The sequence below is a fragment of the Geothrix campi genome, assembly GCF_024609265.1.
GTDB lineage: Bacteria > Acidobacteriota > Holophagae > Holophagales > Holophagaceae > Geothrix > Geothrix campi.
Genome location: NZ_JANHMP010000001.1, coordinates 230577 through 252823 on the forward strand (window position 1 = coordinate 230577; position 22247 = coordinate 252823).

A 22247-nucleotide genomic window follows, 5' to 3' on the forward strand; every position below is an offset into this window, starting at 1 on the left:
CGGAGGTCAGGCCCCTGGACAGGGGCGTGAATCAGAGGTTCAGGTGCGCCAGATGCTCTTCCGAGGTGATGGGCGTGTTCGGCTCGTCGTGGATGATCTTGCCATCGCGCAGCTTCACGATGCGGTGGGCGTGTCGGGCGATGTCCTCCTCATGGGTGACGAGGATGATGGTGTTGCCCTTCTGGTACAGGTCCTCGAAGAGGGCCATGATCTCGATGCTGGTCTTGGAGTCCAGGGCGCCCGTGGGTTCGTCCGCCAGGAGAATGGACGGGTCGTTCACCAGGGCCCGGGCGATGGCCACGCGCTGCCGCTGGCCACCGGAGAGCTGGTTGGGCATGTGGTCGCTGCGGGTGCCGAGGCCCACGTTCTCCAGCGCCTTCAGGGCCATCTGGTGTCGCTCGACGGGCGTCTTCCCCGCATAGATCAGCGGCAATTCCACGTTCTGGAGCGAAGTGGTACGGGCCAGCAGATTGAAGGTCTGGAAGACGAAGCCGATCTCCTCGTTGCGGATCTGGGCCAGGTCATCGTCCGTCATGGCGGAGGCCAGCTTGCCGTTCAGTTCGTAGGTGCCGTTGGTGGGGGTGTCCAGGCAGCCGATGACATTCATCATGGTGGACTTGCCGGAACCGGAAGGGCCCATGATCGCCACGTACTCGCCGCGTCGGATCTCCATGGATACACCGTCCAGGGCCCGCACTTCCATGTCGCCCATCTGATAGACCTTGGTGATATCGGTGAGCCGGATCAGGGGAGCGTCGGTCATGGGGTCCTCGCAGGGCCAACAAGGGCCCTGGTTCATCTTCGCAGATGTACCTCCGTCGGTTTAGACGCTCTTATTCGACCTCGAGCAGCAGCGCCAAGCCCAGCCCGCCCCCGATGCCAAGCGTAGCTACACCGAGACCACCCCCCCGCTGCCGCAGCTGGTGGATCAGGGTGACGACGATCCGGGCGCCGGTGGCGCCGATGGGATGACCCAGCGCCACGCCCCCTCCGGCCACATTCAGCCGATCTTCAGGAAGACCAAGTTGCCGCTGACAAATGAGAAGCTGGGCCGAGAAAGCCTCGTTGAGTTCCCACAGGTCGATGTCCGCCACCGTCAGTCCATGGGCCGCCAGCAGGCGCTGCACGGCAGGGACGGGCGCCTCACCCATGTCCAGCGGATCGACACCGGCCTCGCTCCATCCCAGGATCCGGGCCAGGGGTGCGGCCTCGCCCGCCTGCTCCCGCCTGGCCACCAGCAGGCCGGCGGCGCCATCCGACAGAGCGGAGGCGTTCCCTGCGGTAACCTGACCCTGCGGATCAAAGACTGGCGCGAGACGCGCCAGGGCCTCAACGTTGATCTCGGGTCGGATGGCTTCGTCGTGGTCAAGCTTCGGGTGGGGCCGACATTCTGTCTGGAAATCCGCTCGGGTCGCCCGGTGGTGGCTCTCTGCGGCCCAGGCATCGGCGTCCAGACGGGTGACTCCGCGCTTGGCGACCAGGCGTTCGATGGTTTCGCCCATGAGCAGGCCTGTCACCGGGCAGCGCAGACCATCGTGATGCATGACGTCAGGCACCTGGCGGTGACCCATGCGGAAGCCCCAGCGCAGACCCGGCAGCAGGTGCGGCGTATCGGACATGGCTTCGCTGCCACCCGCGAGGATGGGCGCTTCCGCACCGTCCCGGAGCCGCTGAGCCGCGAGGATGAGGGCCTGGAGGCTGGAACCGCAGGCCATGTTGATCGTGAAAGCGGGAGTGTCGTGAGGGAGGCCAGCTTTCAGGGCGATGGTACGAGCCGGATTCATGCCCTGGGTATGGCTCCGGGCCATGCCCCAGATCAGGCTGCCCGGCCGTGGCAGACTCGACTGGGACAGCAGGCCCTCCACGGCCGAGAGCCCCAGCGATACGGCCCCCAGCCCCGCGAGGCTGCCGCCAAAGCGGCCCTGGGGCAGGCGGCCTGCAGCGAGGATCACAAGATCATGAGGCGCTTTCATGAGGCCGGATCCCAGTCATCCGGGGTCGGCTCCCGGGGACCCAGCCGGACATCCGGCGGGAACCAGACATCCCAGAGGGCCAGGTGCCGGGCGACATACTCCCGGATCCAGTACCTGTAACGGTTCACCGGTGGTCGATCCTCGGTGGAAGCCGGGACGCCCCAGGCCTGGAGGCCGAGGTGATCAGCCAGATAGAGGGCTCGCGGCAGGTGGAAATCCGACGTGACGATGACCACCTGCCGCTGGCCGAAAACGGCCTGGGCCCGCTTGAGACTGGCCCAGGTGCGGAGTCCCGCATAGTCGCTGACGATGTGGGTGGTGGGAACTCCCTGCTTGATCAGCCAGCGTCGCATGGCCTGGGGCTCGTTGTACGACGGATGGCGGTTGTCGCCGGATACCAGGAACCAGCGGACCTTTCCAGCTTTGTAGAGGCTCAGGGCCGTACGGAGGCGGCCCAGGAGGAGTTCCGTGGGTTCGCCATCCCCGTAGACGCCAGCTCCCAGCACCAGGACCGGGCAACCTACCGCCGGAAGCTCCTCAGCCCGGTAGATTTGCTGGTGGTGCAAGGCAGGGAACCTTCCCAGGGTCCAGAGCAAGTCTCCCAGGAGGAGAAGCGCCAGGGCCAGGAGCAGGGTCCGCCGGTGCGGCCTGTAGCGATGAAGAAAGGCGGAGATCGGCATCGTGAGTTAGCATAGACCTTCCGTACGCCCCAGCCCCATGGACCTCCCGCCTGAACGAGACGCCTTGATGAACATGAGCCTTGATCCCGCAATCTTCCCCAGCCGTCTGTCCTCGCACCGTCTGCAGTTGGTCCTGGCTCCCTTGGCCCTGATCCTGGCCGCGGGTGGGACGGGCTGTTTCCGGGCCACGGGCGTGGCTCGGCCATCTGTGGCGGTGGAGGAGATCCCGGCCTCCGGCGGTGACCGGGTGGCCGGCCTGAAGGCCACCTCGGGCCCTGGTGACTTCTATCTGGGCAACGATGCTGTGCAGTTGGCGGTGGATGGTGCGGCCTTCGGGGAACGGGAAGGCCAGTTCAATGCCCCATCTGGTGGCGCCATCCTCGATATGGGCAATGTCGCTCTCGACCAGAGCTACAAGCGGGTCTCCATGCCCGCGGATCTGGTTGAGCGCATTGGACCCGTAGCCAACCAGGATCCGGACCTGCCTCTCGTCTTCGATCGCTATACGCCCGGGACCGATGCGAACCTGGTGTACCTGGAGATGCAGGGATACCTGCTGGATCCCAAGGGCAAACTGGGGGTGGCCACCGATCCTCAGGGCAGGGTGCAGGGGGTCAGCGTCCTCCACCGGATCACCCTGGCCAAGGCCGACACCTTCTTCACCTTGGAGACCACCGTCACCAACGGCGGGACCGCGGCGCTCCCCATCCGGAGCCTCGGCGATTTCCTTTCCCAGCATGGAGGCGGGTTCCGGTTCGTGGTTCCAGCCGTATCCAGCTTTACGGGAACGCCGCTCAGCAACTGGGGCGCGCAGATCCCTGGATCGGATTTCTCGGCGCCCCTCACCACGAGTGTGATGGCGCCCATGGTGGCGCTCATGGGTGCCGAATCGGCGGGGAGCACCCTGGATTCCCACACTTCCGTGGGTCTCCTTCCACTGGATGTGGACCAGGTGCTGGTGGCTTCGGATCCCCAGGATGCCCTTCACGAACTGCGGCCACGTTTTCCTGGTCGCCTGGTCGTGGGTAGCCCGGCCGTCGCCAGCCTGTCTGCCGGGCAGTCCATGAGCTACCGGCGACGCTTGTATCTGCTTGGTGGCCCGAGCATTTCCGCCACCCTGCCAGCCCAGGCCACCTCGATCTTCAATGAGATGATCCAGGCCCGGACCGGTCTTCGGGGTGGGGAATTCGGTGTTCTGGCCTATGATTCCTTCGGCACCGCGGCCCGTACGGGCCCGCTCCAGGCCGAGTTCCGGTTCGAGCGCTATACGGGTCTGAAAGCTGATCCCGCGACCGATGCAGATCCTGCCAACTGGGTGACGGAACGGGTGGAGTGGCGCGAGGCCAGTGACATCCCATCGAACAGCGGGTCCATCGGAATCCTTCTGCCGGCCGTGCCCGATGTCCGGGGGACAGCGCAAAACCAGCCGTACCGAGTGACCTCGACCAACGCCTTCCAGAGCAACACGCTCTATCTCGGTACCAATTTGGCCGACACCAACCGCCCCTACCTGCCCACGCCCATCACGCCATCAAAGACCCAAGTCTGGCACCTGGCGGAAAACCTCAGTCCCGAACGAGGTGATGTCATAGATCCTTCGGGCAACGTGACCGGGCACAAACAGCTGGCCCATAATTTCGAAGTGCGGCAGGCGGGTACCCTCGAACTGCTGGGGCTGAATCCCCTCCGGATCACCTTGTCTGCTCTGGGTGGGATCCCGGACCCCTCGATGAAGCGGTCGCGCCATCTCGCCAGCTACTATGATCAAATCTACAAGGCCAAAATCATCGCGGGCGCCAACCTGGCCGCCTACCAGTACACGGCCGGGAACCAGATTTTCGGGACTGCCTTCCGGTATCCGGGGGGAGTCGCCTCCGCCTTCTTCGCACCCGGAGACTACCTTGCCTACGGGACCCGAGGCCCGCTGTCCCATCTGGACGCGTTGCCAGTGAAGTCCTTCGATGGCCAGACAGATGTGACCCACGCCTTCGTGACCATCCCCCCGGTCCTGCCGGCGGGCTGGACAAGTTTCGATGTTCCCGGCCCCACCCAGGCGACGACGGGAGGCCTGAACCCAGGCGAAATGCTCAGTTCGGCCTTGGCCGAAGGCGTGCAGACGGTGGCCCGCACTGAAGAAGACAAGCTGACAGACCCCGCCGCGTTGCGGGCGGAGTTCCGGTCAGAGATCGAAAATCTGTCCGTCACAGATGCTCAGCGCGCACCCATCGGCAACGATCCCTTGGTGGTCGGTGCCCGGAGCTCCACCCTGGCTGACGGTTTCGCCACGGCGTTGTTCACCCCGGTGCCCACGGGTGATCGAAATGGCGGGGCTCGCCCCTCCAAGGGCTGGACCCTCGCGGATTTCATCACCCAGGCTGACGGAGCCTACACCATCGTGCACCGCCCCCGGGGGCCCCAAGGGCTGTTCACGGTGCACGGCTTTGATCCGGCAGTACCGATCGGTACGGGCGTAAACGCCTGGTGGACCCAGACCGGTCCCGTATCCCTGGGCAAGCGCCAGGGCGACTTCGACGCCCTGGAATTGATCCGGGCCGAGGGCTGCGATCCGGCGGATCCCAGTGCCTGGTTTGCGGAATTCAAGGCTCTGCGGACGGACTGGTTCTCCCTGTTGAGCCAACAGACTCCGACCGCCTTCACCAAGGGCCTCGGACTCTCCGCCTCGCGCTTCAGCCTGGATACGCCCGTGGGTCTGGCCCGCACCTATCTCAAGGTGGGATCCACCCTGTCGCAGACGACGCTTGATCCCTTGCTGTCCGCCCTCCGCAGCGGGGCAGCCGTGGCCTCCACAGGGCCCTTGCTCGATGTGGCCGTCAACGGGGTGGGGCCAGGCGGGTTGGTACCCGGGCCCGCGACTACCGTCAACATCACCATCTCCCTCTATGCGGCGGATTGGGTGCCGGTGGACGAGGTGCGCGTGGTGGTGAATGGAGTGGCCCAGGTGGTGCCCATGTCCAGCTTTACAGCCTCCACCTCGGACTTCCTCCTCCGCACGGCCACGCTCAGCGGCATCGCCATGCCCTCTGGCAAGGATGCCTGGGTGGTGGTCGAGGCCGGTGTGCCCTTATCCACGACCGGGGCCTACCAGGCAGGAACGCCCTGGAACAAGATCATGAAGGGCCTCTACCCCATCGCAGTCACCAATCCGGTCTTTGTGGATGTGGACGGCGGGGGGTACACTCCTCCGGGGCTCTGATTCAGAAGCCATTTCGAAACAGCCAGGCTTCTTCCGGCTGTTTCTACGGCTGCTTGTGTCGCCCACAAGATTTTGGTGGCAGGATCGATCTGGCATAGCGACTTGGTAGGGGTGAACTGATGGCGGATTGGCTTCCGGAACGCCTTCCGGAGGATATCGATGCGGAGCGGTCTTTCCTGGCCACCTGCTGCGCGCCCGGCGCCGGCTTTGTCGCCAGTGAAGCTGTGTTCGCCCTGGCGGAGGAGGATTTTGTCCACCCGGCCCACCGCGCGGTGTTCCGGGCCCTGCGCACCCTCATCGAGGCCCAGGTCGAGGTCAATTCCCTCACACTGAAGGACGCGCTGGACCAGGACGACAGCCTGAACAAGGTGGGCGGCTATCCCGGCCTGGTCGAGCTGCTGGCCGGCGAAGATGTCGAGCGCCCCCAGGTGCTGGCGGATCTGATCCGCCGCAAGGCCAAGCTGCGTCGCCTCGTCCACCTGGGCGCCCAGCTGGTGCGTCAGGCCGCTGAAGAAGATGAGCCCCCGGAAGTGCTGGTGGACCAGACGGCCCAGAGCCTCTTCCACCTGGCCCAGGGCGATGCCAAGGCCCGGGGCCTGCTCTCCATCCAATCCGTGGCGGACGATGCCATGGAGCGCCTCCATGAACGACTGGAGGGCCGCCTGTCGCCGGGCGTACGGGTCGGGTTCCAGCGCTTCGACGAACTGACCCAAGGCTTCCAGCCCGGGAATCTCATCGTGCTGGCGGCCCGTCCGGGCATCGGCAAGACGGCCCTGGCCTTGAATTGGGTTCTGCGCGCGGCGCAGGAGCGGGATGGCCGCCCGGGCCATTGTGGCGCCTTCTTCAGCCTGGAGATGAGCCACGAAGAGGTCTTCCTGCGCCTGCTCGCTGCGCAGAGCCAGACCAACATGAAGGATCTCCAGTCCGGTCGCGCCACTGGACGCCTGGATCATGTGATGCGATCCCGGGACGAGCTGGTGCAGATGCCGCTGTTCATCTGCGATCAGGCCTCGATCACCGTGCCCCAGATCCAGAACATGATCGTGAAGCAGGGCAGCCAGAGCAACCGGCGGGTGGAGTTCGTCATCATCGACTACCTGCAGCTGCTCAGCAGCCCCGAGAACAGCCGGGGTTCCAAGCAGAACGAAGCCGTCCGCATCGGCGAGATCAGCCGCGGCCTCAAGCTCATGGCCAAGGATTTCGGGATTCCGGTGGTCGTGCTCTCCCAGTTGAACCGCGAAGTGGAACATCGCACCGGTGGCCGGCCGCAGCTCAGTGATCTCCGCGACTCAGGCGCCATCGAGCAGGACGCCGACATGGTGGCCTTCATCCACCGAAAGATGATCCCCTCCGCCAATGAAGAACCTGACCCTTCGGCCGAGCTCATCGTCGCCAAGCACCGCAACGGCCCCACCGCCATCATCCAGCTTCATTTCCAGGGCGAGTTCGCCATGTACCGGGAGATGGTCAGAGAGACATCCTCCTACGCATGAAAGCGGCGGCCAGCGGCCGCCGCTTTCATGCGTGAGCGGAGTGCTACTCCAACCCGAAGGTCGACGTCTCCAGCTCCTTCTTCTCGGTATCGCCCCCATAAAGCGGGGGCGATACGCGAGACCTCTCCACCGGTCTTGTCGGTGGTGGAGGCGTGACTATTCCAAGCCGAAGGTGGAGTTCTCCAGCTCTTTCTTCACAAACGCCATGAACAGGTCGCCCATTGCGCCGTCGATGATCCGGTGGTCGAAACCCAGGCTGCTGAACATCACCTGACGGATGGCGATGAAGTCGGTGCCGTCGGGGCCGGTGATGACCACGGGGCGCTTCACGATGGCGCCCACGCCCTGGATGGCCACCTGGGGCTGGTTGATGACGGGCAGGCCGAAGGTGTCGCCGTACACTCCCGGGTTGGTGATGGTGAAGGTGCCGGCGCTGATCTCGTCGGGCTTCAGCTGCTTGGAACGGGCCCGCTCCGCTAGGTCGTTGAGGCTGCGGGCGAGACCGCCCAGGTTCATCATGTCGGCATTCTTTACCACGGGCACGATGAGGCCCCAGTCGAGGCTCACAGCGATACCCAGGTTGATGTCCTGCTTGTAGACGATGTTGTCGCCGTCCACCGAGGCATTGACGATGGGGTAGGCGCGGAGGGCCTTGCAGGCCGCCATCATCACGAAAGGCATGAAGCTCAGCTTCGTGCCGAACTGGGCCTCGAAGGCCTTCTTGTGCTTGTTGCGCAGCTGGGCCACATGGGTCATGTCGATCTCGAAGACCGTGTAGACGTGGGCCGAGGTGCGGCGGCTGGCCACCATGTTGTCCGCGATGATCTTGCGCATGCGGGTCATGGGCTCGACCTTCACCCGCTCGCCGGCGGCGAAGGCGGGCATGGCCGGGGCTGGAGCCACGGCCATGCCGGGGGTCAGCCCCATGGTCGGGGCGGAGGGATCGTGCACAGCGGGCAGGGCCGGGGCGATGGATGGTGCGGGGGCGGCAGAGGTGGCGGGGCCTTTGGCCAGATAGGCCTCCAGGTCCTCCTTGGTGACGCGGCCGGCCTGGCCGGTACCCTGGACCTTGGCGAGATCGATGCCGTGCTGCTTGGCCATCTCACGGACTAGGGGGCTGCTTTTGGTGCGCAGGCGGCCTTCCAGGCTGTTGTCGTCCTCCTCGGCCAGCGGGGCGGGGGGCGCGGCGACAGGGGCTTGAGCCGCGGCAGGGGCAGTCACGGTGGGCGCGGCCGCGCCGGTCGGTTTCTCCGAGGCGTCGCCGATGCGGGCCACCACGGTACCGACGGGGACGGTGGCGTTCACCTCCACGAGAATCTCCAGCAGCGTGCCCGCAGCGGGGGCGGGAATCTCCGCGTCCACCTTGTCGGTGCTGATCTCATAGAGGGTTTCGTCCTTGGCGATCATGTCGCCGGCCTTCTTGTGCCACTTCAGGACGGTGGCTTCCGCGATGCTCTCGCCCATCTGGGGCATGACGACGTCAAAGGCCATGGTTCACTCCTATGCGGACAGGGTCGGGGTTTCGAGGTGGTGGCGGGTGAGGGACTGGAAGGCGTGGGCGACCTCCAGCAAGTGGACATCCGAAAGGGCCGGCCCGATGAGTTGGATGCCGGCCGGCAGCCCGCTGGTGAACCCCGCCGGCATGGACAGACAGGGAAGCCCCGCCAGGGCGGTGGGAACAGTGAAGACATCGGCGAGGTACATGGACAGGGGGTCATCCGTCTTGGCGCCGAACGGGAAGGCCGTGCCGGGGCTGACGGGGGAAGCCAGGATATCGACTTGGGCGAAGGCCGCGTGGAAATCGGCGGCGATGAGCGTGCGGGCCTTGAGTGCCTTCATGTAGAAGGCGTCGTAGTAGCCCTTCGAAAGGCAGAAGGTCCCCAGGAGGATGCGGCGCTTCACTTCATCCCCCAGGCCCAGGTCCCGCGTCCGGGCGATCATGTCCGGAACGCCGCCTTCCGGGGAGGACGCCCGGAGACCGTAGCGCACGCCGTCGAAGCGGCTGAGGTTGCTGGATACTTCGCTGGTGCAGAGCAGGTAGTAGGTATCGATGGCGTAGCGGGTGTGGGGGAGACTCACCTCCACCAGCCGCGCGCCCTGGCCTTCGAACACCCGGAGGGCCGAGTCGAGCAGGCTCCGGACCCCGGGTTCCAGACCATCGGCGAAGTACTCCCTGGGGAGGCCGATACGGAGCCCCTTGAGGTCTGCCGCGCGCAGGCTGGCCAGTTGTTCGGCGCCCGGCAGGTCCACCGAGGTGCTGTCCAGGGGATCCCCACCGACCATGACGCTGAAGGCCAATGCCAGATCCTGGGCTGTCGTGGCGATGGGCCCCACCTGATCCAGGCTGGAGGCCATGGCCGTCAGGCCGTACCGGCTGAGGACGCCATAGGTCGGCCGCAGGGCCGTCACATTGCAGAAGCTGGCGGGCAGGCGTACGGAGCCGCCCGTATCGCTGCCCAGGGCCAGAGGGGCGTAGCCAGCAGCCACGGCCACCACAGAGCCGCTGCTGCTGCCGCCAGGCACCAGAGATGGGTCCCAGGGGTTCCGGGCGGCGTCGAACGCGCTGTACTCGCCGCTGGAGCCCATGGCGAACTCATCCAGGTTTGTCTTGGCGATGGGGATCGCGCCCGCCTCGAGCAGGCGGCACACCACGGTGGCGTCGTAAGGGGCCACATAGCCATCGAGTACACGGGAGCCGCAGGTCATGGGCAGGCCGGACCAGTGGAGGTTGTCCTTCAAGACGATCGGGAGGCCTAGCACCGGGGTGCGTTCTCCCGCGCGCAGGCGCGTGTCGGCACGCCGGGCCAGTTCGAGGCTGCGGGTCTCGTCGGTGGCCAGGACGGCATGGAGGGTCGCATCCAGGGTTCGGATCCGGTCGAGGGCGGCTCGCACCAGGGACTCGGACGACAGGTCACCGGCATCCAGGCCTTCGCGCCAGTCCATCGCCGTGCCCAACGCCATGCCTGCTCCCGTGGAACCTTCTACTCTGCCACCACGCCGGAGCGTCTTCCAGTCTGGATCGCCCGGGCAACCGGCATCTCCTGGGGAGATTCCGCCACGTTTCCTTGCCCTGGGCCTGCACACGGGATGGAAATAGGCTACCATCCTCTGCTCAAGCCCTGTTCTTCCATCCCCATGCGATGCGCTGACGCAGGGTGCCCTGTGGACCCCCATGAATCCTTTTGATGTGCTGGAAATCACCCCGGATGCCTCGCCCGAGGACATCAAAGCTGCGTACCACCGGCTCGCCAAGCAATGGCATCCAGACCGCTACACGGGCGATGCGAAGGTGGAGGCTGAAGAGAAGTTCCGGGAGTTGGCCGAGGCCTTCAGCACCCTGAAGGATCCCGGCAAGCGGCTGGCGCTGGTGCAGCAGATGCCCAAGACAGCGACCATGGCAGCCCCGGCCAGGGAGAAAGAAAAGGAAAAGGAAGCCGAGCCCTCGCAGGAACGGACACCGGAGGACTGGGCGACCATGGCCAAGGAGGCCTTCGACGAGGGGCGAGTGGAACAGGCCCAGGCGCTCATCAACTACGCGATTCGGCTGGACGACAAGAAACCCCAGTACCACGCGATGTTGGCCACCTTCCTGGAGCATGGCGGAGGCGACCTCCGCGCCGTGGTGAAGGCGCTGGAGGCCGCGGTCCGGCTGGCCCCCAGGGATGTGGACAGCCACCTGCGCCTGGCAGCCCACTTCCAGACTCTGGGCATGGCCGTCCGGGCGCAGCGGCACCTCCAGACCGCCCGCGAAATCGCACCCAATCACCCGAAACTGCGACAAGCCGCCCCCAAGGGTGGGAAGGGGGCCAAGGCTGCCCCGGCGCCCGGCGCAAAGGGGAAGGCCCAGGCTGCTGCTGTGGGCCAGGCGAGCCTCATGGACCAATTGAAGGACCTCTGGGGCCGACTGACGGGAAAGGGTTGATCATGAGGATCTGCGCCGCAGGCAAGACCGATGTCGGTTGTGTCCGGAAGCACAACGAGGACAGCTACCTGGCCGATGCGGATCTGGGTCTTTTCGTCGTGGCTGACGGACTCGGTGGTCACGCCGCCGGGGAAGTGGCCAGCCAGATCGTCGTGGACACGGTCGCGAAGTTTGTCGGCGATACCCGTGAGAAGGACCGGACCTGGCCCATGGAGTACGATCCCAGCCTCTCCTACGACGGAAATCGGCTCAAGGTGGCGTTGCTGCTGTCGGACCGGGCCATCGCCGAGGACATCCGCCGCAACCCTGAGCGGGAGACCATGGGATCCACCGTGGTGGCAGGTCTGGTCCACGGATCAAGCGTGACTCTGGCCCATGTGGGGGATAGCCGGGCCTACCTGCTGGGCCCCGAGGGCATCCGGCAGGTGACTCGGGACCATAGTTGGGTGGCTGAACAGGTGGCGAACGGCATTCTCACCCCCTCCGAGGCCCGGGTACACCCCTTCCGGAACGTCATCACCCAGGCCCTGGGAAACGGGGGAGACCTCGATATTGAGGTCCAGAATTTGGAGTTGGGCAAAATGGAGCGACTTTTGCTTTGCTCCGACGGCCTGTCAGGAATGATCGGCGACAAACAGATCTGGGACATCGTGACGCAGTCCGGGAACCTCCAAGGGGCTGTGGAATCACTCGTTCTGGCCGCGCGTGAACACGGTGGCGAGGACAATATCACGGCCATCCTGGTCGGTTTGGAACCCGAATTGGCTTGACGCAAAATTAGTTAACCTTGACCTAATCCTTTCCAGCAGTACCATCTTCAATACTTAAATTCTCCAAGTGAGGCATCCGGTGGGTCTCTTCGGAAGCAAACCCAAAAGTCTTGTTGGCTTGGATATCGGATCCAGCTCGGTGAAAGTCTGCGAACTCCAGCAGATTGGAAAGGGCGGCCAGACCCGCTATCGCCTCCAGAAGCTGGGGCGGGTCGCCCTTCCGCCCGATGCCATCGTGGATGGCGACATCATGGATAGCAACGCTGTGGCGTCTGCTATCCGGCAGGTCATGGCGGAACAGAAAATCAAAGCCAAGGATGTGGCCATCTCCGTGTCAGGTCAGCAGGTGATGGTCAAAAAAGTGACATTCCCCCTGATGAGCCACGCGGAACTGGCCGAATCCGTCCGCTGGGAAGCCGAGAGCTTCTTCCCGGCAGGGCAGGGTTTGGATTCCTACGCGCTGGATTACTACCTCATCGAGGAACGGGCGGCGGACGGCAACATGGATGTGGTGTTGGTGGCCTGCCGCAAGGACAAACTCGAAGCATATGTGAGTTGCGTCGCCCAGGCCGGGTGCAGCCCCAAAGTGGTGGACGTGGACGTCTTCGCCCTCCAGAACGCCTATGAGGCCAATGCCATGGGCGGCGGGCGGGATGAGGTCGTTGCCCTGGTGAACATGGGCGCCACCTTCACCAATCTCACGATGATGGTGGGGGGCAAGTCGGTGTTCTGGCGCGACATGGCCTGGGGAAGCAGCCGGTATTCCGAGAAGCTCATGGAGGACTGGGGCGTGACCCGCGAGGGCGCGGAACGCTTGAAGCGGAACCAAGCCTCGGAGGGCCACGAGCCTGATGAAGTCCACCCGTCGATCAACGCCGTGTCGGACGCATTCGCAGACGAACTGAGCCGAACCCTCGATTTCTTCAAGAGCAGTTTCAAGGTGGATCGTCTCGACCGTGTGCTCGTCAGCGGTGGCGGATCCATGATCCACGGATTGATGGACGTATTGAGCGACCGGCTCCGGGTTTCAGTGGACCGGTTCAATCCCTTCCAGCTCATTGAAATCGATGGTCGGACCGAAGATCCCATGTCGGTTCGTGAGATCGGTGGCGGCGCCACCGTCGTCGTGGGGCTGGCCTTGCGCCAAGTGGGGGACCGATGATCAAGATCAACCTGCTGGGAGATGCATTGACCCAGGGCGGTGCCAAGAAGGGGGCCAGCAAGGTCGTCGCCGAGCCCGTCCAGGTCTACACAGGCGAGGGTGGAAGCCGCTCGAGCTTGCCCATTGCCGGCGTGGTGGTGGGTCTCGTGTTCGCCGCCTGCGGCGGCATCTACTACGTCTGGCTGAACAGCGAACTCACCAAGGCCGAGAAGCAGAAGGCCGAACTCGAACGCGACAAGAAACAGTACGAGCCCTACATCGCCCTGGAGAAGACCTTCCGGGAGAAGAAGGCCGCCCTCCAGAAGAAGGAAGAGGTGATGACCACCCTCAAGCGGCAGCAGTCGCTCCCGGTGCACCTTCTCGAGGAACTGGCCAACAGCCTGCCGGACGACGTGTGGTTCAAGAAGGTCTCCCAGAAGGGGTCCCTCATTACCATCGAGGGCGTGGGCCGGAATTTCGAGGCCATCAACGCCTTCTACGGGAACCTCCAGTCCCGCACCAGGTGGTTCAAGAAGATCAACTATCCGAGCGCGAAGCGGGGGACCACAGGCTCCTTCGATTTCACGATCTCCTTCGAACTCCAGAACGCAGTCTGAGGTAGGCCATGAATCCCCAGCTTCAGAAACAGATCGGCGTCGGCGCAGTGGCGGGAATCGTCTTGGCCGGCTTGGTCTACTTCCTGCTCGGTGGGAAGCGGAGCGAGCTGGAAACCGTCAGGGTCGATGTGAAGACCCTACAAGCTGAGGTCGACAAGGGTCGGCTGCTCAAGGCCAGCTACGAGAAGCTGCGTGACGAGGTCGCCAAGCAGGACAAGCGCATCGAAGAGCTGATCAAGATCATGCCTTCTGAAGCGGACTACGGCGAAATCCCCTATCGCATCAAGAAGCTCGCGGATGACGCGGGTATCGACCAAGTTTCCTTCTCTCTCAAGCCCGAGCGAAGGGACGCTTACTACACGGAAAAACCCGTAGAGTTCGAATTCCGCGTGGGGTATCACACCTTCGGCCAGTTCGCCTCCCTGGTTTCCGGTTACGACAAGATCATCAACGTCTCGAACATCGAGTTCAACCGCAAGGCCGACAAGGCCGCTATCTACCCGGCCACGGTGAAGTGCACCATCAGCGCCTTCATCTACAACCCCGAACCTCCCCCGGCGGCGCCCGCCAAGAAACCCGCCACGGCACCGGCCCGCAAGGGCGGCGCCAAGGAGGATTGAGGAACCCGCCATGACCAATCGACTCCTGTATCTCCCCCTGTTCGTCGGAATGGCCTTGACCGCTCAGACCGGCAAATCGGCCAAGCCAGCCGAGGCACCAGCCGAAAAGGTTGCCGAGGCACCGGTATCCGAGCCCCCGGCCCAGGACGTGGCCGTCATCAAGATCACGCCCTATAAGCCCACCATCCAGCGCGACCCTTTTGCAACCCCACGGGATGATCGTCCCGCCGATGCCCTCGATCTCATCGACGACATCTCGGTCAAGGGGATGATCCGGAAAGATGGCAAGAATTTTGCCATCGTCTCCGATAGCCGCGGGAATGTCCGTTGGCTGCCTGCGGGCCATCGGTTCAAGGATGGCGAAATCTCCAGCATCACCGATAAAGCAGTGACGTTCCGTCAGTGGGATGTGAACACCACAAACCGCTCTGTATTCCGCACCATCACGAAGACGTTCAAGCGTGAGGAGGGTAAACGATGAATGCTCGCCTGAGTTCCTTGCTGGTCGCAGGGGGCGTGGTCTTGGCGGGGATCCACACGGGGTCCCTCCTTGCCTCGCCGGCCTCGGAAATCGCCGTCGCGAAAGCCACCTTGGCCGCCGCGACCCTGGAGTCCGCAGGCGCGGGCGCCAAGGTATCGCTCCGGATCCCGGGGATGGCTGGACAACCGGCCATCCAGGTTCTTTCGGGCCCGCTTCGCGTGGTGCTGGATCTTCCCGGCGTCGAGCGGGGGACCGCCGTCACCAAAAAGGACCTTGCCCTGCTGACCCATCCTTTGGTTCAGAAGGCCCGCCTTGGTCAATTCTCAGCGGCGCCTAAACCGGTAACACGGTTGGTGCTTGAGGTGGCTCCCGGTACCCAGGTGGTCGTGGGCACAAGTCCAGACGGCGTCCAGCTGGTGCTGAACCCCGGCGAAGGCCGTGTCCAGGCCAGGATCGAGGGGGTTTACCATCCTGAAGCCCTGGCTCTTCCGACCGTTCGGGCTGCCGCCCCTGCGGCCGCCGCGCCTTCTCCTGCTCCAATTCCCGTGACGGTCCAGGCCTCGGCCAAGCCATTGGCCAGCCTGCCGGCCCTTGGCAGCTCTTTCCAGCTCCTCCCTCACTTGGCTGCCTCCACGGCGCTTCCCGTGGCCACCCCAGAAGCGGTGCAGGTGCCGGAGGCTGAGAAGGCCCAGGCCCCGGCTCCCGCCCACAACCGATACGCAGGGCGCACCCTCGGTGAGACCTCCACCCGGTATACCGGCGCCAAGATCACCATTGATCTCCAGAACACGGATATCCGGGATTTCCTGCGCATCCTTGCGGATACCGGCAAGTTGAACCTGGTCATGGATCCCGATGTGCAGGGCAACTACGGGTTCAAGTTCAACGAGACTCCCTGGGATCAGGTTCTCGACGTCGTGCTGAAGAATGCGAGCCTGGGCAAGGAGATCCAGAACGGTGTCTTGCGCGTCGCCAAGATCGACAAACTCCAGAAAGAGGAGGAGGACCGCAAGAAGCTGGAGGAAACCAAGGCTCTCGCCGGCGAACTCCAGACCATTACCCGCCCTCTTTCCTATGCGAAGGTCAGCGATGTCCAGAGGATCCTCAAGGACATGATGACCAAACGCGGCTCGGCCATCCTGGATGACCGGACCAACACCCTGATCATCACGGATCTGCCCTCGCGCATCCCCGTCATTTCCGAGCTGCTGGAAACCCTGGATGTCCAGATCCAGCAGGTGCAGATCGAAGCCCGCGTGGTGGAAGCCAATAAGGACTGGCAGCGCCAGTTCGGCATCAAGTGGCCCCAGAGCGACGGCAGCGGTGCTCCCGCCGCCGTCGGGGGACCCTGGGTTGGCCCTCCGGCTCCCTTCTGGAACGGCATCCAGGGCTTCAACCGGACCGCCTCGGGTCAGCATGCAGCGGTCGGCTGGGCTCCCGGCAAGGCGGGCGTGACTTCCCTCGCCGCTCCCGCGGGTGAGCTCTGGCTCTCCTTCCTCAGCAACCGCCTCAGCATCAATGCGGTTCTGCAAGCCCTGGAGTCCGATGGCACGGTGAAGATCGTGTCCTCCCCGAAGGTGGTGACCCAGAACAACAAGAAGGCCACCATCCTCAGCGGTGAGAAGATCCCTTATCCCACCCAGCAGGGCGGGGCCCAGGGCGGTGCGATCACCGTCGCCTTCGTGGACGCGAACCTGCAGCTCGATGTCACGCCCCAGATCACCAACGAGGGCACCATCATCATGGACATCAAGCTGGAGAAGGCCGAGGCCGATTTCAGCCGCACAGTGAATGGCACCCCCACGATCCTCCGGAAGGCGCTGGAAACCCAGATGCTCGTGCGGGATGGTGGTACGGCCGTGCTGGGTGGAGTCTACGTGACCAACCACACCCAGGGCCGGGCTGGGGTTCCCTTCCTGTCGAAGATCCCCCTTCTGGGTTTCCTCTTCCGCAAGGACACCAAGTCCGAGTCGAACAGCGAGCTGCTGATCTTCATCACGCCGCGGGTGCTGCGCCAATAGTCTGGCACTGCCCAAAAGGAAACGGCCCCGTTCGGGGCCGTTTCCTTTTGTAAGAGAAAGAACTACTTGGGAATCGGAAGGGTGCGGACGAGGCGCTTGCAGCTGTTGCAGAGGATGGTGAAGTTGTCAGCCTGTTCGAAGTGGTACTTGAACCCTGGATCCTCCGATACCTTCTCCATGTGACCGAAGTGGTATTCGGCGATACGCACGCTTTGGGGGGCGGTCAGATCGGCGCCGCAGTGGGTGCAGGAGATGGCGGCCATGCTTGCTCCTTGGGAGGCTGGAGATTCAGGAATGGAACAGTTTCCAGAGCCCCAAGCTTAGCAGAGCCAGCACCGCGAGGCCCACGAAGACCCGCAGCAGCACCTTGCCGATCCGATATGCGACGTAGATCACGAACAGGAGCGCGAGGCCGCCGGCCACGAGGATGGTGGTGCTCACAAGCGCCTCCCGTCTGGATCCCAAGTGTAGAAACCAATTCCCGCCCTGCGCCCGATCTGTCCCTGGGCCACCATCTTCCAGAGCAGGGCCGGTGGCTCGAAGCGGGGATCGCCAGAGGCCCGGAAGAGACCCTCGGCGATGCGCAGGCGTAGGTCCAGGCCGATGCGATCAGTGAGTTCCAGCGGCCCCACGGGATGCCCGTAGCCCAGGGTCATGAGGGCGTCCAGATCCTCAGCAGAGGCGATGCCGGCCTCCAGCAGCCGCACGGCCTCCAGGCCCTGGACCAGGGCCATGCGGGCGGCGGCGAAACCCGGCTGGTCTTTCACGACCACCACCCGCTTGCGAAGGGAGAGGCCCAGAGTGCGCACCCTGTCCACCAGGGCGGACGGCACCCCAGGCGGCACGGCGACCTCCACCACCGCCATCCGGGGTACCGGCACAAAGAGGTGGAAGCCCAGGAGGCGTCCCTGGATTTCTGCGGCCTCCGCCAGGCCCAAGATGGGTAGGGCTGAGGTGCCGGAAAGCAGCAGCAGATCCGGCTCACCCCAGCCTGCGGCCGCAGACAGGGCCGGAACCTTCAGATGGGGTTCCTCGGGCAGGGCCTCCAGCAGGGTGGACACGCCTTGCAATGCTTCCGGGCCGAAGGCTGATGCCTGAACCCGCGAACGAGCATTCTTGACGGCCAGGAGGGACAGCGTGCCCTTCCGTTGGGCCGCCTCCCAGCGGCGCTCCAGTTCCTGGAGGCCCCGTCGCGCATGGAACAGGTCGCGGCCAAGTAGACGAACTTCCAGGCCACACTCTGCAGCCCACTGGGCCGTGGAGAGGCCGAGGGAGCCCGGACCAAGGACGGCCAGCACAGATGTCAAAATCCGCCCCCGGCTGGCCGGTCAGCCTTCTTGCCTGTGGCGACCTCCGCAGAGGCCACCCTTCCGCTCGGCAGATCCAGAAGATCCATATCCGTAGGTGCTTCGGCCATCGAATCCCTCCTGCACCCGCTATGATGAACGGAAAGGGCCCTTCGTACCTCCCCGAACCCGCAGCCCGCCAGGGTCGTCATTCCTCATGCTCATCGATTTCGCCGCGATCACCCATCCGGGCAAAGTCCGGAGGAACAATGAAGATGCCTACCTGCTGAGCGCGCTGGATGGCGAAGAGCCCATCATCAACGCCCCGGCCAGTTCGCTGAAGGTGGGCGAAGCGGGCCTGCTCGTGGCGGTGGCCGATGGCATGGGCGGGGCCGCGGCAGGCGAGGTGGCCAGCCGGGAAGGCCTGGCGGCGGTCGCTCTTTATCTCTTCGGCCACTGGGGGCGCCTCGTGCCCGGGAAGGCCCGCGAGGTGGACCTGGTCAAGGCGCTGGAGGCAGCCGTGCGGGAGGCCAGCGATGCCGTCCTGCGGTATTCCGACGATGACCGCACTGCCCGGGGCATGGGCTCCACACTGACGGCAGCGGTCATCTGGAGCGGCTGCGCCTATGTGGCCCAGATTGGCGATTCCCGGGCCTACCTGCTGCGCCAGGGCACCCTGCACCAGCTCACCGAGGACCAGACCCTCGTGAACGATCTCGTGGCGCAGGGCGCGCTTACCCGCGAGCAGGCCCGCACCCATCCCCAGCGCAACATGATCACCCAGGCGCTGGGCTCGCCCCAGCCGCTGAAGGTGGCGCTCTCCCGCCTGGCGCTGCGCCGGGGGGATCGCCTCCTCTGCTGTTCCGACGGGCTCCACGGCGAAGTGGGCGACGGGCACATCCGCGAGGTGCTGAACCAGAGCCTGAGTCCCCGGCGTAGCCTGGAGCTGCTTCTGGACGAGGCCATCGCCCGGGGCGCCCGGGACAATGTCACCGGCGTGGTCCTGGTTCTCAACGACCCCTCCCTCCCCCTGCCTGCCTCGGGCGAGCCCCTGGATCTGCTGCACCCGGATTCGCGGGAGCATGGGCGCAGCTTCTGGGGCCGCCTGCGGGGACTTTTCGGAGGCGCCGCCTCATGAGCATCCTTCAAGGGACCGTGTCCCTTAAACGCTTCCTGGTGCTGGGTCCCGTGCCGGATCCCAAGGATCTCCAGGCCGGCCTGGAGCAGGACCAGTTTCGGCCCTTCCAGGATGGGACGGAGGAAGAGCGGATGGGCTGGTGCGACTGGCGCAACCCCCTCATCACGCCGCCGGACGAGGACTGGGTGGGTCAGGAGCGCTTCGCGGTCTTCGGCCTCCGCATTGACGCGCGTCGCGTGCCGCCGGCCCTGCTCAAGGCCCATGTGGACCTGCGGCTGCAAAGCCTGCTGAAAGAGAAGGATCTCGCCTTCATCGGCAAGGAGGCCCGCGTCTCCCTGCAGGACGAAGTGAAGATCGAGCTGTTGCGCAAGGTCCTGCCCACGCCCCGGGTGGTGGAGGTGGCCTGGGATCTCAAGGGCGGCATCCTCTGGACCACGGCTTCGTCCAGCAAGGCCCAGGGTGCCCTCACCACCCTCTTCATCAAATCTTTCGGTTGCGAGATCCATCCCCTGGCGCCCCTGGTGCTGGCGGGCCGGCTCAGCCCCGGATTGTCCGTAGAGGGCCTGATGGCCTTGGATCCGCTGGATCTCGAACTTGGGGAGGTCTAGGTGAAGCCGCTTGAACTCATGGAGCAGGGCCGCTTCCTGGGCGAGGAGTTCCTCCTCTGGCTCTGGATGCGCAGCATGACCGAAGGCGGCGCCAGCGGCGAGGATGGCGACGGCTCCGGCTGCTTCGTGGACGACGCCATCCAGCTGGCTTCCGAGCGCGGCGAGGTGAAGGAGATCAGCCTCCGCAAGGGCAACCCTGCGGAAAGCCGCGAAGCCTTCGAGTCCCTCAGCCGTGGCATGCGTCCCGCGAAGATGAAGCTCCGCATCCTCTCCGGTGACTTGGAGTGGGTGTTCACGCTCAATGCGGCCACCCTGGACATGGGGACGCTCAAGCTCCCGCCCAGCACCGGCAAGGCGCCGCATGAACGCCTCCACGACCGGCTCTTCCTGCTCGAGGAGGGCGCGGGCCACCTGGAACGGAGACTGAAGCTTTTCCTCCACGCGCGTTCCGAAAATCCCGGGGAGCTGGAGGAATCCATGCGCGCCTGGGTACGAGCCGGGCTCACTGGCGAAGCCCTGCCCACGGGCGAGGCCCCGTGGAAGGCGTGAGCCTTCTCCGGTCGGCCGGCGTGAAACCCTGGGCGATCCTGCTTCTGCCCGCGGTGATCGTCGTGGCGCAGGAACCCGCGCCCGTGCTGGCGCATGCTCGCACGCCCGAGGGCCGGGCCATCCTCCTCCGGCTCCTATTCAGGAAGGGGCTCAGCGTCGAGGGCAAGGCGTTGCCCCGGGCCTTCCTGACCAGGGGTGTGGAGGAGAGCGGCTGGGTGCCGTTCGAGAACCTCAGTCCGCAGGGCAAGCGCTGGGCCCTGGCGGCCCTGTTCCCTGAGGATCAGTGGCGCCAGGAGGAGGTCCGTCATCGGGTCGGCCACCCCGAGGTGGAATCCGTGTGGACTCTGGCCGCGCTCTTCACGGGTCACGGCCAGAACTACGACCGGCTCATGGCCGAGAATCCTGATCTTCCGGAAAAACTGCGGGAGGGCGATGTCTGGCGCATCCCGCGCAGCCTGCTGTCCGCGGATCTCGGCGGGCCGGGCCGCAGGCCTGATCGTTCCCAGCCCGAGGATGATCTCGATGACGAGGCCCGGGTGGCGGCCTACCGCGGGATGCTCTCCTTCGGCGAGGACGAGCAGGGCAAATTCGCCGCCTACCGCATACGCAAGGGCGAGGCGCTGTATTCAAGCGTGGTCATCCGCTACACCGACCGGGTGGACCCCAAGGGCGTGAATGAACTGGCGGATCTCATCGCCAAACGCAGTGGCATCGCCGATGTGCGCGGCATCCAGCCGGGGCAGCTCGTCAAGATCCCCGTCAGTTTCCTGGCCGATCCCTTCCAGTCAGAAGGCAGTTCGGGGTTGGCTGAGGAGCGTGAGGTCCGTGCCGAGGTGCGCCGCACGGTGCGGGTGGAGGCGGGCCCCAAGCTCAAGGGCGTGCGGATCATCCTGGACGCCGGTCATGGCGGCGTGGACCCCGGGGCCCGGGCCAACGGCCTCTGGGAATCCGATTTCGTCTACGACATCACCATGCGGGTGCGGCGCCTCCTGGAACAGGAGACGGATGCCCAGGTGAGCAGCACCATCCGCTACCCCGGTCTGGGTTTCAAGAGTCGCGAGGCGATCCGGACTCCCAGCCACGCCGCGGAGATCCTCACCAGCCCGCCCTTCGCCGTGGACGGGGAAAGCCCCTCGGCAGTGAGTGTCCACCTGCGCTGGGTGCTGGCCAACGACCTCTTCGCGGCCTTCCAGAAGACCCGGGGCGACGTGCAGAAGACCCTCTTCCTCAGCTTCCACGCCGACAGCCTGCATCCCTCGGCCCGAGGCTCGATGATCTATGTGCCAGGGGCGGCCCTGGTGCCCTCTACCTTCTCGTTGGGTGGCGCCAAAACCGGGCGCATCGTCGAGGCGCGGCGCTCCGGTCGCGTGGCCTTCACCGGCAAGGAGAAGCTGCAGAGCGAGGCCCGCAGCCGGCAGTTCTCCGAGGCCCTGCTGACGGCGCTCCAGAAGGACAGCATCCCCGTCCACGCCAACCGGCCCATCCGCAACGTCATCCACCGCGGTGGCGGGAAGTGGATTCCCGCCGTCATCCGTTACAGCACCGGCGCCACCAAGGCCCTGATCGAAGTGGCCAACCTCACCAACGAAGAGGACGCCGCTAATCTGCGCGATCCTGATTTCCGGGAGCGCTACGCGGCGGCCGTCGTGAATGCGATCCGGGCGTACTACCGGAAATAGCCGCCGCTGCGGCTGCGCAAAGGTGCCCCTTGCGCAGATGGGAAAAGGCTCAGAA

Annotated in this window: 21 protein-coding genes; 13 read left to right on the forward strand and 8 right to left on the reverse strand. The window is 65.0% G+C overall.

Features of this window, described 5'->3' with window-relative positions:
• Positions 1 to 31 precede the first annotated feature (31 nt).
• The 3 genes from NOV65_RS01165 to NOV65_RS01175 all read right to left on the reverse strand — a co-directional run bounded on the left by NOV65_RS01165 (position 32) and on the right by NOV65_RS01175 (position 2539).
• Positions 32 to 763, reverse strand: coding sequence for an ABC transporter ATP-binding protein (locus NOV65_RS01165; RefSeq protein ID WP_257303506.1), 732 nt, complete (start codon positions 761 to 763; stop codon positions 32 to 34).
• Between the two features lie 70 nt (positions 764 to 833).
• Positions 834 to 1973, reverse strand: coding sequence for a thiolase family protein (locus tag NOV65_RS01170; RefSeq protein WP_257303507.1), 1140 nt, complete (start codon positions 1971 to 1973; stop codon positions 834 to 836).
• Positions 1970 to 2539, reverse strand: coding sequence for a SanA/YdcF family protein (locus NOV65_RS01175; RefSeq protein ID WP_257303508.1), 570 nt, complete (start codon positions 2537 to 2539; stop codon positions 1970 to 1972). Before NOV65_RS01175 ends, NOV65_RS01170 begins: the two co-directional genes overlap by 4 nt.
• Positions 2540 to 2720: 181 nt before the next feature.
• Here NOV65_RS01175 and NOV65_RS01180 point away from each other — a divergent pair, with 181 nt between their 5' ends.
• On the forward strand, positions 2721 to 5867 hold the full coding sequence (locus tag NOV65_RS01180) for a CehA/McbA family metallohydrolase domain-containing protein (RefSeq protein WP_257303509.1): 3147 nt from the start codon (positions 2721 to 2723) through the stop codon (positions 5865 to 5867).
• Positions 5868 to 5986: 119 nt separating this feature from the next.
• On the forward strand, positions 5987 to 7360 hold the full coding sequence (locus tag NOV65_RS01185; RefSeq protein ID WP_257303510.1) for a replicative DNA helicase: 1374 nt from the start codon (positions 5987 to 5989) through the stop codon (positions 7358 to 7360).
• 156 nt (positions 7361 to 7516) lie between these two features.
• Here NOV65_RS01185 and NOV65_RS01190 read toward each other — a convergent pair whose 3' ends face one another.
• A complete protein-coding gene (locus NOV65_RS01190; protein ID WP_257303511.1) occupies positions 7517 to 8851 on the reverse strand; it encodes a dihydrolipoamide acetyltransferase family protein in 1335 nt (444 codons plus the stop codon).
• Between the two features lie 9 nt (positions 8852 to 8860).
• A complete protein-coding gene (gene gatA / locus NOV65_RS01195) occupies positions 8861 to 10321 on the reverse strand; it encodes an Asp-tRNA(Asn)/Glu-tRNA(Gln) amidotransferase subunit GatA (protein ID WP_257303512.1) in 1461 nt (486 codons plus the stop codon).
• A gap of 211 nt (positions 10322 to 10532) precedes the next feature.
• On the opposite strand from gatA, the gene NOV65_RS01200 reads away from it, so the two are divergent.
• The 7 genes from NOV65_RS01200 to NOV65_RS01230 all read left to right on the forward strand — a co-directional run bounded on the left by NOV65_RS01200 (position 10533) and on the right by NOV65_RS01230 (position 16932).
• On the forward strand, positions 10533 to 11282 hold the full coding sequence (locus tag NOV65_RS01200; RefSeq protein WP_257303513.1) for a J domain-containing protein: 750 nt from the start codon (positions 10533 to 10535) through the stop codon (positions 11280 to 11282).
• A 2-nt stretch (positions 11283 to 11284) separates the two neighbouring features.
• Positions 11285 to 12052: a Stp1/IreP family PP2C-type Ser/Thr phosphatase gene (locus NOV65_RS01205; RefSeq protein WP_257303514.1), complete on the forward strand. Its 768-nt coding sequence runs from the start codon at positions 11285 to 11287 to the stop codon at positions 12050 to 12052.
• A gap of 79 nt (positions 12053 to 12131) precedes the next feature.
• The gene (gene pilM / locus NOV65_RS01210; RefSeq protein WP_257303515.1) at positions 12132 to 13214 is read left to right on the forward strand and encodes a type IV pilus assembly protein PilM; all 1083 of its coding nucleotides are present in this window, start codon (positions 12132 to 12134) and stop codon (positions 13212 to 13214) included.
• Positions 13211 to 13810, forward strand: a complete 600-nt coding sequence (locus tag NOV65_RS01215) for a PilN domain-containing protein (RefSeq protein ID WP_257303516.1) — start codon at positions 13211 to 13213, stop codon at positions 13808 to 13810. Before pilM ends, NOV65_RS01215 begins: the two co-directional genes overlap by 4 nt.
• A gap of 8 nt (positions 13811 to 13818) precedes the next feature.
• On the forward strand, positions 13819 to 14430 hold the full coding sequence (locus tag NOV65_RS01220) for a type IV pilus inner membrane component PilO (RefSeq protein WP_257303517.1): 612 nt from the start codon (positions 13819 to 13821) through the stop codon (positions 14428 to 14430).
• Positions 14431 to 14440: 10 nt separating this feature from the next.
• A complete protein-coding gene (locus tag NOV65_RS01225) occupies positions 14441 to 14911 on the forward strand; it encodes a pilus assembly protein PilP (protein WP_257303518.1) in 471 nt (156 codons plus the stop codon).
• Complete coding sequence (locus NOV65_RS01230; RefSeq protein ID WP_257303519.1) at positions 14908 to 16932, forward strand: type IV pilus secretin family protein; 2025 nt, start codon at positions 14908 to 14910, stop codon at positions 16930 to 16932. The genes NOV65_RS01225 and NOV65_RS01230 overlap by 4 nt, the downstream gene beginning before the upstream one ends.
• A gap of 62 nt (positions 16933 to 16994) precedes the next feature.
• Here NOV65_RS01230 and NOV65_RS01235 read toward each other — a convergent pair whose 3' ends face one another.
• The 3 genes from NOV65_RS01235 to NOV65_RS01245 are packed head-to-tail and all read right to left on the reverse strand — an operon-like array spanning position 16995 to position 18230.
• The gene (locus NOV65_RS01235) at positions 16995 to 17195 is read right to left on the reverse strand and encodes a hypothetical protein (protein ID WP_257303520.1); all 201 of its coding nucleotides are present in this window, start codon (positions 17193 to 17195) and stop codon (positions 16995 to 16997) included.
• 25 nt (positions 17196 to 17220) lie between these two features.
• Positions 17221 to 17373: a hypothetical protein gene (locus NOV65_RS01240; RefSeq protein WP_257303521.1), complete on the reverse strand. Its 153-nt coding sequence runs from the start codon at positions 17371 to 17373 to the stop codon at positions 17221 to 17223.
• Positions 17370 to 18230, reverse strand: coding sequence for a 3-hydroxyacyl-CoA dehydrogenase family protein (locus NOV65_RS01245; RefSeq protein WP_257303522.1), 861 nt, complete (start codon positions 18228 to 18230; stop codon positions 17370 to 17372). Before NOV65_RS01245 ends, NOV65_RS01240 begins: the two co-directional genes overlap by 4 nt.
• Before the next feature lie 205 nt (positions 18231 to 18435).
• On the opposite strand from NOV65_RS01245, the gene NOV65_RS01250 reads away from it, so the two are divergent.
• Genes NOV65_RS01250 through NOV65_RS01265 form a run of 4 tightly spaced genes read left to right on the forward strand, consistent with a single transcriptional unit; the run spans position 18436 to position 22192 of the window.
• Positions 18436 to 19356: a PP2C family protein-serine/threonine phosphatase gene (locus NOV65_RS01250; RefSeq protein ID WP_257303524.1), complete on the forward strand. Its 921-nt coding sequence runs from the start codon at positions 18436 to 18438 to the stop codon at positions 19354 to 19356.
• Positions 19353 to 19964, forward strand: a complete 612-nt coding sequence (gene rdgC, locus NOV65_RS01255) for a recombination-associated protein RdgC (RefSeq protein ID WP_257303526.1) — start codon at positions 19353 to 19355, stop codon at positions 19962 to 19964. The genes NOV65_RS01250 and rdgC overlap by 4 nt, the downstream gene beginning before the upstream one ends.
• On the forward strand, positions 19965 to 20513 hold the full coding sequence (locus NOV65_RS01260) for a hypothetical protein (RefSeq protein WP_257303528.1): 549 nt from the start codon (positions 19965 to 19967) through the stop codon (positions 20511 to 20513).
• Positions 20510 to 22192, forward strand: coding sequence for an N-acetylmuramoyl-L-alanine amidase family protein (locus NOV65_RS01265; protein WP_257303530.1), 1683 nt, complete (start codon positions 20510 to 20512; stop codon positions 22190 to 22192). The genes NOV65_RS01260 and NOV65_RS01265 overlap by 4 nt, the downstream gene beginning before the upstream one ends.
• The last annotated feature ends 55 nt before the right edge of the window (positions 22193 to 22247 follow it).

Coding starts and splice junctions, on each gene's coding strand:
- NOV65_RS01165 (WP_257303506.1), bottom strand. CDS start 763: ATGACCGACGCTCCCCTGATCCGGCTCACCGATATCACCAAGGTCTAT.
- NOV65_RS01170 (WP_257303507.1), bottom strand. CDS start 1,973: ATGAAAGCGCCTCATGATCTTGTGATCCTCGCTGCAGGCCGCCTGCCC.
- NOV65_RS01180 (WP_257303509.1), top strand. CDS start 2,721: ATGAACATGAGCCTTGATCCCGCAATCTTCCCCAGCCGTCTGTCCTCG.
- NOV65_RS01185 (WP_257303510.1), top strand. CDS start 5,987: ATGGCGGATTGGCTTCCGGAACGCCTTCCGGAGGATATCGATGCGGAG.
- NOV65_RS01190 (WP_257303511.1), bottom strand. CDS start 8,851: ATGGCCTTTGACGTCGTCATGCCCCAGATGGGCGAGAGCATCGCGGAA.
- gatA (WP_257303512.1), bottom strand. CDS start 10,321: ATGGCGTTGGGCACGGCGATGGACTGGCGCGAAGGCCTGGATGCCGGT.
- NOV65_RS01200 (WP_257303513.1), top strand. CDS start 10,533: ATGAATCCTTTTGATGTGCTGGAAATCACCCCGGATGCCTCGCCCGAG.
- NOV65_RS01205 (WP_257303514.1), top strand. CDS start 11,285: ATGAGGATCTGCGCCGCAGGCAAGACCGATGTCGGTTGTGTCCGGAAG.
- NOV65_RS01215 (WP_257303516.1), top strand. CDS start 13,211: ATGATCAAGATCAACCTGCTGGGAGATGCATTGACCCAGGGCGGTGCC.
- NOV65_RS01220 (WP_257303517.1), top strand. CDS start 13,819: ATGAATCCCCAGCTTCAGAAACAGATCGGCGTCGGCGCAGTGGCGGGA.
- NOV65_RS01225 (WP_257303518.1), top strand. CDS start 14,441: ATGACCAATCGACTCCTGTATCTCCCCCTGTTCGTCGGAATGGCCTTG.
- NOV65_RS01230 (WP_257303519.1), top strand. CDS start 14,908: ATGAATGCTCGCCTGAGTTCCTTGCTGGTCGCAGGGGGCGTGGTCTTG.
- NOV65_RS01235 (WP_257303520.1), bottom strand. CDS start 17,195: ATGGCCGCCATCTCCTGCACCCACTGCGGCGCCGATCTGACCGCCCCC.
- NOV65_RS01250 (WP_257303524.1), top strand. CDS start 18,436: ATGCTCATCGATTTCGCCGCGATCACCCATCCGGGCAAAGTCCGGAGG.
- rdgC (WP_257303526.1), top strand. CDS start 19,353: ATGAGCATCCTTCAAGGGACCGTGTCCCTTAAACGCTTCCTGGTGCTG.